Source organism: Paenibacillus cellulosilyticus, assembly GCF_003182255.1.
Lineage (GTDB): Bacteria > Bacillota > Bacilli > Paenibacillales > Paenibacillaceae > Paenibacillus_T > Paenibacillus_T cellulosilyticus.
This window is the reverse complement of the sequence record NZ_QGTQ01000004.1, coordinates 226,974-238,729: the sequence shown is the minus strand read 5'-3', so window position 1 is coordinate 238,729 and position 11,756 is coordinate 226,974. Positions and strand designations below refer to the sequence as shown.

The following is an 11,756-nucleotide window of genomic DNA, read 5'->3' as shown; positions in this document are numbered from 1 at the left end:
ATGAACAAGCATGCGAAGGTATGGAGCACAAGAGATACGCGTTCGAACGATGGCGGTAACAATGGGAGCAATAGCAGATCCCACGGCAGCAGCGATAAGGAAGGCCATACGAACCCGCTAACCTTTTGTTTATCGCTTGGTTTTTTTGCAGGACTAATCTGGGGGACCTTTCGCGGAGTCGCCTACTGGCTCAAATTTACGAAGCTTACACCTGGTTTGTTGGCTGATCCATTCTTCCAACTGTCTTTTTTGAAGACGGGGTGGGGTTATGCGGTAGGTATCGGCGTGTTTATTGTGTTCAGCATGATTAGCGCGCTGCTATATTTTGCCCTGTTTGGCCGAATCCGCGGACCGCATATGGGAGTTGTGTATGGGTTTCTATGGTGGGTCGTCATCTTTGGCTTCGTTGGTCCAGCGCTTGGCATGATGGATAAGCTGACGATGATTGGTTGGAATACACTACTGACCGAACTGTGTATTTTTCTGCTATGGGGCATCTTCATCGGCTACACGATTGCGTTCGAATTTACGGATGAGGCTTCCCGTGAACCTTTCGCTTTCAAAATGCCTAAACCGTCCTGATCAACCGGCGCATGTAGGAAACTCTTCTCAAACGGCTGAGGCTTGTGGTAAAATGGCTATTGGACTTTTGCTCGGTATAGAGCGGCAGTCGCCGCAAGGAGGATCAGCATGCGCACAATTATCGTACTGAATGGCCCTAACCTGAACATGCTGGGTGTTCGGGAACCAGGCATTTACGGCTCGGACACGCTCGCCGCAATCGAAGAACGCGTTCGCCAGCTGGGCGAAGAGCTTGGCGTTGCGATTGAATTTTTTCAATCCAACCATGAAGGTGCAGTGATCGATCGTATTCATGAGGCTTTCGGCCGTGCCGACGGCATTCTCATTAATCCAGGAGCATGGACGCATTACAGCTACGCGCTGCGCGATGCGCTCAGCACGGTTGCTTTGCCGGTTGTCGAAGTGCATCTGTCGAACATTCATAAGCGGGAAGCGTTCCGGCATGTTTCGGTTATCGCACCGATCGCCGTTGGTCAAATCGCAGGATTTGGTGCAGACAGCTATTTGCTTGGTCTGCGGGCGCTTGTATCGCATTTGGAGCGCGGTTAAAACCGTAAGTTAGCAAGGTGCGGGGAGGAATAATCGATGACAAGTGCAAGATTAGATCGATTACGTGACAAGCTGTCGCAGGATGGCCTAGAGGCTCTATTGATCACCTATTCGCACAATCGTAAGTATGTAAGCGGCTTTACAGGATCGTCCGGCATGCTGCTCGTTACAGAGCAGGACAGCTGGCTGCTGACCGACTTTCGGTACATGACGCAAGCGGCGGAGCAAGCGCCGGCATTTGATTTGATCGAGCACGCAGCGAAGCCGATTGTGACGGTACGCGATTTGCTTGAATCGAAGAGCATTCACAAGCTGGCTTTCGAGCAGGATCATGTTACATACGCCGAGTTCGCTGCATGGACCGAACAGTTAGGTTCCATTGAGCTGCAGCCTGTCTCCGGTATTGTTGAAGGCTTGCGCCTGATCAAGGATGAGGCGGAGATCGCGATTGTACAAGAAGCTGCTGAACTAGCGGACAAAACGTTCCAATTCGCGCTGGGTATCATTCGACCGGGCATCTCAGAGCTTGAAATTGCGCTGGAGATGGAGACATTCATGCGCAAGGGCGGTGCTTCTGGACCATCCTTCGAGACGATTGTCGCATCGGGCGAACGTTCGGCATTGCCGCACGGCGTCGCAAGCGAACGAATGGTTGGCACGGATGAATTCGTGAAGCTTGATTTTGGCGCTTATTACAAGGGCTACTGCTCCGACATTACCCGTACGGTTGTCGTTGGCACAGCTTCTGAGCGTCACCGCGAAATTTATAACATTGTGCTTGAAGCACAGCTTCATGCGCTGGCGAACATTCGACCAGGCATGAGCGGACGCGAAGCGGATGCGCTCTCGCGTGACATTATAGCTAGATATGGGTACGGCGATAACTTCGGTCACAGTCTCGGTCACGGGATTGGCCTGGAGATTCACGAAATGCCGCGACTATCGAAGCTGAGCGATTCGATTTTAACCCCCGGCATGATCGTTACGGTCGAGCCCGGTATCTACATCCCCGGCTTCGGGGGTGTTCGGATAGAGGACGACATCGTCATCACGGACACCGGGATTAAAATATTAACCTCGTCGACGAAGGAACTGATCGAGCTTCGCGCATAGCGCGGCGGACTCGATTCTGACGAAGATAGAGGGCTTTATACGATGCAAGCGGTTGCCGTTATAGGCTTCATGCGTTGTACATTATTAGGAGGGACATAAGCTGTGATCTCAGTTAACGATTTCAAAACAGGCCTTACTGTTGAAGTAGAAGGCGATATTTTCACGGTTCTCGAATTCCAACACGTAAAACCAGGTAAAGGTGCGGCATTCGTACGCTCCAAACTGAAAAACCTTCGTAACGGCAACACGGTTGAAAGAACGTTCCGTGCTGGCGAGACGATCGGTCGTGCAATCATCGAGAACCGCGAAGTACAATACCTGTACAACTCCGGTACGGAATATACGTTCATGGACAATGAGACGTATGACCAATTCAATCTCGAGAAGAAACAACTCGAGTGGGAACTCAACTTCCTCAAAGAAAACATGAACGTAAACATCGCTAGCTACCAAAGCGAAATCATCGGTATTACGATGCCTACGAGCGTTGAGCTTAAAGTTATCGAAACGGAGCCAGGCGTTAAAGGCAACACGGCAACGAACGCAACGAAAGCTGCGAAAGTTGAAACGGGCCACAGCGTTCAAGTTCCAATGTTCATCAACGAAGGCGATGTACTGCTGATCGACACGCGCGATGGCAAATACATTTCCCGCGCGTAAGGTTGACAAGCAGAGGCGGTCCGGACAAGCCGGGCCGCTTTTTTTGTAGGTACCAGTACCCGAATCGACAAAGTTTGTGTTATAATATTGACTTGTATGCTAATGCCAAGGTTGGGAGTGAACAGCTTTGTCGTTGATTGTTATGAAGTTCGGCGGTAGCTCCGTCGGATCAACGGAACGAATGCAAAGAGTAGCTAAGCGGATTATTAAAACGAAGGAAGCGGGTAACCGTGTTGTTGTTGTCGTCTCTGCAATGGGTGACACGACGGATGATCTGATCGATCAATCCAAACAGCTGAACCCGAATCCGCCTGCACGTGAAATGGATATGCTTTTGACGACGGGGGAGCAGATCTCAGTCGCACTCTTGTCGATGACGATACATCAGCTGGGGTCTCAAGCAGTCTCGTACACGGGCTGGCAAGCGGGCATTGTGACGGAAGCAGTGCACGCGAAGGCACGTATTTCTGACATTAAGCCTACCCGTATTTTCAACGCGCTGGATGAAGGCAATGTCGTTATCGTTGCCGGTTTCCAAGGGATGACAGAGGAAGGCGAGATCACAACGCTTGGACGCGGCGGTTCGGATACGACTGCTGTGGCACTGGCGGCTGCGATCAACGCGGATGTATGCGAAATTTTCACAGACGTTGACGGCGTTTACTCGACCGATCCACGTGTCGTGAAGTGCGCACGCAAGCTGAATTCAATTTCGTATGATGAGATGCTCGAGCTGGCTCACCTCGGTGCTGCGGTTCTTCACCCGCGCGCGGTTGAGTATGCGAAGCATAACAACGTGAAGCTGGTTGTACGTTCCAGCTTTAATGAGAATGAAGGAACGACGGTGAAGGAGGAAGCAGTCATGGAGCAAGGCGTAGTCGTAAGCGGCATTGCCTTTGATAAGAACGTAGCGAGAATTAGCATTTTGGGCGTGGAAGACGTACCGGGCGTATTGGCGAAAGTGTTCGGAGCACTGGCCAACAACGGTATCGATGTCGACATTATTGTACAAAGTGGTGTACTAGAAGGCAAAGCAGACTTCTCGTTCACACTGTCGAGCAGCGATGCTGATCGTGCAATCGAAGTGATCGAAGGAATCCGCAACGAGGTGCCTTTCCGCGAGACGACTTCCGAGACGAATCTTGTGAAAGTATCGATCGTTGGCGCAGGTATGGTCAGCAACCCTGGAGTAGCTGCTACGATGTTCGACGCCATCTCGAAGCTGGGTGTCAGCATCAAGATGGTCAGCACATCCGAGATCAAATGCTCCTGCGTAATCGCAGCAGAGCCGCTTAATGACGTTGTGCGTGCACTGCACACGGCATATGGCTTGGATACGGCTGAGCAAGTATTCGTAGGCGGCCCTTCAGAGCGTCGTTAATCCGAATTTCTCAATTGGAACAGTCCCGCAGTATTGCGGGACTGTTCCTTTTTTTTGGATTATCGTCTTTTGAACTATTGACGGAAGAATGGAGCTCGTGCTAATCTCTTCTTGTGAAACCGGTTTCCCAAGTGAAGGCAGCATGACTCGAATCTAGAGGGAGGGGAGTTGCTCATTGTTCAGTTTATCGCAATTCAAAGGAATGTAAGCGTTTAACTAATGAATGTGGGGTGAGTATAATCATTTCGCGCGTGAAGTCCATGTCGAGCAGGTTGGTTCCAAGAAGAACGAACATTACGATCGGGCTTTTTTTATTGCTCCTTGTGCAATCGTTTGCACAAGGCTTTTCACCAACAGCAAACGCAGAAATCGCAGCAACGCATGTGTATCACAACCATATGCCGAACTTCTGGCCTTACTACGATACGACTAGCTATTCGTCCGCATCCGTTGGGTCGCCGATTCGGTATATGTACGATGGCCAGGTTATTGAGCTGAAGCAGAGCCCGCCGGCCAACTATCCGTACTATCTCCCGAACGGCAATATTATGCCGCATGATGACCTCGTAAGCTACTACACACATAATGCAAAGACAGGCGCATACTTAACGTGGCCTTGGAGCGTGGCGCAATCGCTTCAGCAGAACTTCTCGCAAGGGCAAATGCAGGTAACAATGTCGGGCGCCCTTGTAAACAACGTCAACGATCTTGTCACGCATGGCGGCATTGCAGCCTACTCGAATCCGTCATGGGGAACGCCGTGGAAATCCGCTTATGATACGCTTCGTTCGATTAACGGGAAGCGGACGATGGACTTGATTCATTTTTCCGGTCATCACTCGATGGGTCCGCTCGTCGGCAATGATTACTTGCTGAAGGATCTGATCTATCAGAACGTGACATTAGCACAGCCATACTTCTTGGGCAGCTCGTTCCAGTCTTCTAAGGGCTTCTTCCCAACAGAGCTGGGCTTCTCGGAACGAATCATCCCTGTGCTTGAGAAGATGGGGATTCAGTGGTCCGTCATTGGCAACAACCACTTCTCGCGTACGCTGAAGGATTATCCTTACTTGAACGATCCAGGCGTGGACACAATGGTCTCGCCGCCCAACCGTGCGGACCTGCAGAATACGAGCAATGTTGGCTCGTGGATCTCGCAGCCGATGTTCAACGAGCAGCAGGTCGTGCGCAACAAGTTCCCGTTCGCATCGACGCCTCACTGGGTGAAATATGTGAATCCAACGACTGGTAATGAATCCAAAATCGTTGGTGTGCCGGTTGCACAGGCGGAATCGTGGGAAGAAGGGTATCAAGGTTCTGTAACTGCCAAAGACCTGAAGTCGTTCGAAGGACTCACTTCTCAGAAACAGTTCTTCGTCGTTGCGCACGACGGTGACAATTCCAGCGGCCGTGCAGGCTCCGAGGAGACATGGCGGAACGCAGGTAACGTTACGTACCGCGATTCCGGTGTAACGGCAATGGGCATCGATGAGTATCTGGTCAATAATACGCCAGCTGCGAGTGATGTCGTTCACGTACAGGACGGATCATGGATCGATACGCGCGACTCTTCGTCCGATCCGCAGTGGCATCACTGGAAGCTTCCGTTCGGCATTTGGAAAGGGCAATTCGCGGATTTCAATGCAGCGAATGGTACGAATTACGAGCCGAAGAAGAACATCAATGGCGAGGCAGAAGGGATGACCGTCAGCTTTGAATACGGCTATCACTATCTGGAACGCAACTTCGCCCTGCTGCAAGCGGCGCTCAACTACGCTCAGACGGCAGAACAAATCTGGCTGGGCGATCATCCGAGTTATTGGCAGCCGACGACGACACTGGATAAACAGGTGGCGCCAGCAGGCAACCAGTTGAACCCTTGGATGATGTCTTTCCCAGTCAAAGGCGATGCGTCTAACGACTATAAGGGAGGCGCGAATCCAGCCGAGCTCGCTTGGTATTTCCTAATCCCTGCGATGGATTCAGGCTTCGGCTACTACGACGAGAATATCGATGATTCGGTTAAGCCTACGCTCTCGTTTAATCAATCGTTGTACTTCTCGAAGCCGTATGTTGCACAGCAGCTTGCGAAGGATGCGACGGGGCCATCGGTCTGGTGGCCGCAGCGCTGGCCGTACAATCCGGGCAGTGTGAACAAGGATAAGTCGGAAGGCTGGACTGCGCAATATTTTGACAACAATTTCGCGATTTATACGTACGCCTATGACGTTAGCGGCATCTCGGACATCAAGGTCAAGGTGCGTACGCATCGTGACGCTTCGGCAGATTCGTCGGACAATACGTTCCGCGTTTACAATCCGACACAGCTCGCCGCAGCAGGCGTGCCGAATATCGATCCTGCCAAAGTAAGCGATTGGGTCAGCTATGACATGAAACGTCGTGATCTGAAGCCCGATATGAACGGTGTCGCTTGGCAAGCTTCATCAACGGCGACAATGCAGAAGCTGAAGGCACAGGAGACGGGCGATTTGTTCTACACGTACCTGGGCGAGTATCGCAATCAGCTGGTTGATTACTATATCGAAGCAGTTGATGCGAAAGGTAACGTGACGAAGAGCGATATTCAATCGGTTTACGTTGGTGCAGGCACGTACAAAAATGATGGCGGCAAGATAGTTGAAGATGTTAACGGAACGATTCAAGGAACTTATCCGTTCCTGACGGATAAGCCGATCGTACCTGACACGGAAGCGCCAACCGTCCCGTCGAACGTGACTTCGCCATCGCAGACGCGTACGACAATTACACTCAATTGGTCGCCATCGACGGATAACAAGGCCGTCAAGAACTATGAAATCTTCCGGGATGGCGTTTCGGTAGGAACGAGCACAACGACGTCGTTCACGGATAGTGGTCTGACGGCACTTACCTCTTATGGCTATCAGATCAAAGCAGTAGATGCGGCGGGCAATAGCTCGGAGAAGAGCGATGCAGTCACATTCGCCACGAACAATCTAAGCAATGAAGTAACGGTTTATTATAAGCCGGGTTACACAGCCCCTTATATTCACTATCGTCCTGCTGGTGGGACTTGGACGACAGCACCGGGCGAAGCGATGGCCGCTGCCGAAGTGACCGGATACTTCAAGAAAACGGTCGATGTTGGTACGACGAGCGGACTTGAAGCGGTATTCAATAACGGTTCGGGTACTTGGGATAACAATGGCGGTAAGAACTATACCTTCGGGCTTGGTGTATGGACCTTCGATGGCGGAACGATTACGTCTGGTGCCCCAACGCCGCCTCCGACGCCGGAGACAGAGCCACCGACTGTACCTTCGGGGCTAACAGCTGTCCCTAGTGCGGCTGGAACGTCTGTTGCCTTAAGTTGGACTGCGTCCACGGACAATGTCGGCGTAACGGGCTATGAAGTGTTCCGGGATGGTGCCGCAATTGGTACGACAACAACGCTTGCTTATACGGACAGCGGGCGAACACCAGGTGCGACCTATGCCTATTCCGTTCGTGCTTACGACGCAGCAGGCAACAAGTCCGTGTTAAGTACATCAGTCAGCGTTACGATGCCGGTTCCAGCGACGAACAAGGTTACCGTCTACTACAAACCAGGCTTCAGCGCGCCTTACATTCATTATCGTCCTGCTGGTGGTACTTGGACGACAGCGCCTGGTGTGTTGATGTCAGCCGCTGAGGTGTCGGGTTACTTCAAGATTACAGTTGATGTCGGCACGGCTACTGGTCTGGAGGCGGATTTCAATAACGGCTCAGGCACATGGGATAACAACAACGGCAATAACTACAATTTCGGTATCGGCACTTGGACGTTTAGTGGTGGAACGATCACATCAGGTGTGCCAACACCAGTCGCGCAGCAGGTTACGTTCACAGTGACCGTCCCATCGAATACGCCAACGACTGCAGATGTATATCTCGCTAGCGATCTCAATAACTGGAACGCAGCGGATTCGGCTTACAAGCTGACGCGCGGTACGGATGGCAAATACACCATTACGCTGCCTCTTGCAGCAGGAACGGTTATGAGCTACAAATTCACACGAGGCGCATGGACGAGTGTTGAATCGGCCTCGAACGGTTCAGACATTGCGAATCGGTCCTACACCGTACCATCAGGAAGTACGAATGTCGCGTTAACGGTTCAGAAATGGAAGGACATTTGATCATCGTGCAAGTATGCCAATCTATCATTTCAATATGGGAGGATTAAGAAAAGATGCACAGACCGTTATCCATTCATCGTCGATTGACGAGAAAGCTTGCCTTCTTCTTTTTGTTCGCTGCCATGCTGTTGACAGGTGTTATCCAACCAGTAGCTGTACCCGGTGACCATTCTGGACTGATGACGCTCTCCGCACTTAAGGCTGAAGCGGCAAAGCTGGGCAATGGACTCGATGAGAACGATACGATCTATCAAATTATGGTTGACCGTTTCAATGACGGTGACTCATCCAACAATGCGACCGGCGATGCGATCCGTTACGGTGAAACATCCGAGGAAGATTTCCGTTATATGAAGGGCGGAGACTGGCAGGGTATTATTGATAAGCTTTCATACATCAAGAACATGGGCTATACGGCGATCTGGATCTCACCAGTAGCCGAGCCGCAAATGACGAACCGCGAGAATAACGGCAGTGGCAAAAATACGGCTTATCACGGCTACAACATGAAGGACCCGAATAGTGCGAATCACTACTTCGGAACAAAAGAAAAGCTGAAGGAGCTTGTTGATTCCGCACACAACCTAGGCATCAAAGTGGTCATCGACGTCGTGCCTAACCACGTTGGCGACTACATGCTGGGAACGAACGCTTACTATGATGTTGCAGGACTTCAGCCTGCGGCACCATTCAATAATCCATCGTGGTACCATCACAATGGTGATATCGATTGGTCGCTAACCGATGGCAACTACACGCAATGGGCACAGGATTATCTCGAGAATCACGACCTTGGCGGACTCGACGATATCGACTTCGATAATGCATCAGCGAAGCAAGCGGTATTCGATTCCATCAAAGGATGGTTTGATTACACGGGAGCGGACGGCGCTCGTGTCGACGCTGCTAAGCTCGTCAATCCTTCCGTGCTGCATGAACTGCAAAGTTACATCGGCGTTAATACGTTCGGCGAGAACTTCGACGGTAACGCAGAGTTCGTATCCCGTTGGGTAGGCAGCAACGCAGAATGGGGCATGCTCGACTTCCCTATGTTCTTCTCGATTCTTAACTCTTTTGCCTATGGTCAATCGTTTGATTCGAATATCAAGAGCACGCTTGCACAGGATTATCTTTATAACGGTTCTGAGAACCACATGGTTACGTTCATCGATAACCACGACCGCAACCGCTTCTTGACGGAAGCAGGCGGCAGCGTCGATAAGCTGCAGAACGCTCTTGCATTCATTTTCACTGTCCGCGGGCTGCCAGTTGTATTCCAAGGCACGGAACAAAACAAAGGCAATGGCAACGGTCAAATTATGAGCGGCGGCATTGCCGATACATGGAACCGTTGGTCGATGGTGAAGCGAGACAGCAACGGTAACGTGCTTGAGAACTATTTTAACGAGAACACGAATACGTACCAATTCGTTGCGAAGCTGAATAAGATTCGCCAGAACTACGCAGCTCTCCGCACAGGTAAGCAGCGTGAAATGTGGTCCGCGCAAAATCTGTACGCATTCTCGCGCCGGATCGATTCGGGCACGAACCTCGGCCAAGAAGTAATCAGCGTATTCAGTAATGCATCATCGGGTACGCAAACGGTTACGATCCCGCTTCGTACGGAGAGCACGCTCGCGGTTGGCACTGTGCTGACGAACCAATTGAATACGTCTGACATTGTAACGGTGCAATCCGGCGGTTCGACTGGCAAACAAATTACGGTATCGATTAATGCAAACGCGTCTAAAATCTACGCCCCACAAATCTCACAACCGGATACGACAGCACCATCTGCACCAACGAACGTAACGGCTGGAACGGTAACAGGCTCTTCCGCGACCATTTCGTGGACAGCGTCCACAGACGACATCGGTGTGACGGGCTACGAGATTTATCGTGATGGCGTACTGAAAGGTACGTCTACAACGACTTCGTATACGGATACAACGGTTTCGCCTTTGACGTCGTACTCCTACACGGTTAAGGCATACGATGCAGCAGGCAACAAATCGGCACTTAGCGCAGCGTTATTGCTGACTACGCCTGAAGCAGCGAACAACAGCGTCACTGTTTATTACAAACAGGGCTATACGACGCCGTATATTCACTATCGTCCAGCTAACGGCACTTGGACGACTGCGCCTGGTGTTGCAATGCCTGCAGCTGAAGTCGCAGGATATAACAAGTACACGGTCAATATTGGTGACGCTACGCAGCTTGAGGCGGTATTCAATAATGGCAGCGGCACGTGGGATAACAACGGCGGCCTGAACTATAAGTTCAATGTTGGTACGTGGACGTACAGTGCAGGTACGATTACGGCAGGCGCACCAAGTGGCGGAGATACGCAAGCCCCGACGGCTCCGACTGCACTCGCAGCAGGCACGGTTACAGCGACTTCGGTTCCACTGACATGGACGGCATCTACGGATAATGTTGGTGTAACGGGCTATGAAGTATATCGTGACGGCGCATTGAAAGGAACGACGACAACAACGAGCTATACGGACCAAACGGCAGCTGCGAGTACGACCTACTCGTACACGGTGAAAGCTTATGACGCAGCAGGCAACAAGTCCGAAGCAAGCACGGCCCTGTCGGTAACAACCCCAGAGGCAAGCAGTAATTCTGTAACGATCTACTACAAAAATACGAGCTTTACGAATCGCTACATCCATTACAGTCTGAACGGCACGACGACGTGGACGACAGCGCCTGGCTTGGCAATGACGGCATCCTCCTATACGGGATACAGCGTCGCAACGATTGATCTCGGATCGGCCAACGGGCTGAAAGCTGCGTTCAACAACGGCAGCGGAACATGGGATAACAACAACTCGCAAAACTACTCGTTTGGTACAGGTGTCTATACGTTGGTGAACGGTGTCATTACAGCAGGTGTTCCGCAAGCGGATAGCTTGACGATCGTTCTGTCAGTTCCTTCGAATACACCGACGACAGCGGATGTATACTTGTCGGGCACGATCAATTCGTGGAACGCTGGTTCGACTGATTACAAGCTGACGCGTAATGCGAACGGTACGTACTCGATCACGTTCCTGATTGCGTCCGGTACAACATTCCAGTACAAATTCACGAGAGGAACCTGGGAGACGGTTGAGGTGAGCAGCAGCGGCAGTGATATCTCTAATCGTTCGTTCACAACGTCCGGCGGGCAGCAGACGCTTAACCTCACGGTCGCGAAGTGGAAGGACCTGTAAGATAAAGATTTGAATTGTAAAAGCCGTTCCAGAAGTCGGTATGTGCTGACTTCTGGAACGGCTATTTGTGTGCTGTTTCGGCAGCTAAAT

The 11,756-nt window shown here is 51.3% G+C and carries 7 protein-coding genes; all 7 read left to right on the top strand.

Features of this window, described 5'->3' with window-relative positions:
* The 7 genes from DFQ01_RS08690 (at position 1) to DFQ01_RS08660 (ending at position 11,666) form a co-directional block, all read left to right on the top strand.
* Positions 1-582, top strand: a complete 582-nt coding sequence (locus DFQ01_RS08690) for a YqhR family membrane protein (protein ID WP_110043507.1) — start codon at positions 1-3, stop codon at positions 580-582.
* 108 nt (positions 583-690) lie between these two features.
* Positions 691-1,131 (top strand): type II 3-dehydroquinate dehydratase, encoded by a 441-nt coding sequence (gene aroQ / locus DFQ01_RS08685; RefSeq protein ID WP_110043506.1) that lies wholly within the window; start codon positions 691-693, stop codon positions 1,129-1,131.
* A 36-nt stretch (positions 1,132-1,167) separates the two neighbouring features.
* Positions 1,168-2,244: a M24 family metallopeptidase gene (locus tag DFQ01_RS08680; protein WP_110043505.1), complete on the top strand. Its 1,077-nt coding sequence runs from the start codon at positions 1,168-1,170 to the stop codon at positions 2,242-2,244.
* A 102-nt stretch (positions 2,245-2,346) separates the two neighbouring features.
* Entirely contained in the window at positions 2,347-2,904 is a 558-nt protein-coding gene (efp, locus tag DFQ01_RS08675) for an elongation factor P (RefSeq protein WP_110043504.1), read from the top strand.
* Between the two features lie 127 nt (positions 2,905-3,031).
* Positions 3,032-4,285 carry an aspartate kinase gene (locus tag DFQ01_RS08670; RefSeq protein ID WP_110043503.1) on the top strand — a complete coding sequence of 418 codons (1,254 nt, stop codon included), beginning with the start codon at positions 3,032-3,034 and terminating at the stop codon, positions 4,283-4,285.
* Between the two features lie 272 nt (positions 4,286-4,557).
* Positions 4,558-8,442, top strand: coding sequence for a carbohydrate binding domain-containing protein (locus DFQ01_RS08665; protein ID WP_246862837.1), 3,885 nt, complete (start codon positions 4,558-4,560; stop codon positions 8,440-8,442).
* A 53-nt stretch (positions 8,443-8,495) separates the two neighbouring features.
* On the top strand, positions 8,496-11,666 hold the full coding sequence (locus DFQ01_RS08660; RefSeq protein ID WP_110043501.1) for an alpha-amylase family glycosyl hydrolase: 3,171 nt from the start codon (positions 8,496-8,498) through the stop codon (positions 11,664-11,666).
* The last annotated feature ends 90 nt before the right edge of the window (positions 11,667-11,756 follow it).

Bases quoted from the DNA above. Each gene is read 5' to 3' on its own strand.
- DFQ01_RS08680 (WP_110043505.1), top strand. From the start codon at position 1,168: ATGACAAGTGCAAGATTAGATCGATTACGTGACAAGCTGTCGCAGGAT.
- aroQ (WP_110043506.1), top strand. From the start codon at position 691: ATGCGCACAATTATCGTACTGAATGGCCCTAACCTGAACATGCTGGGT.
- DFQ01_RS08660 (WP_110043501.1), top strand. From the start codon at position 8,496: ATGCACAGACCGTTATCCATTCATCGTCGATTGACGAGAAAGCTTGCC.
- DFQ01_RS08690 (WP_110043507.1), top strand. From the start codon at position 1: ATGAACAAGCATGCGAAGGTATGGAGCACAAGAGATACGCGTTCGAAC.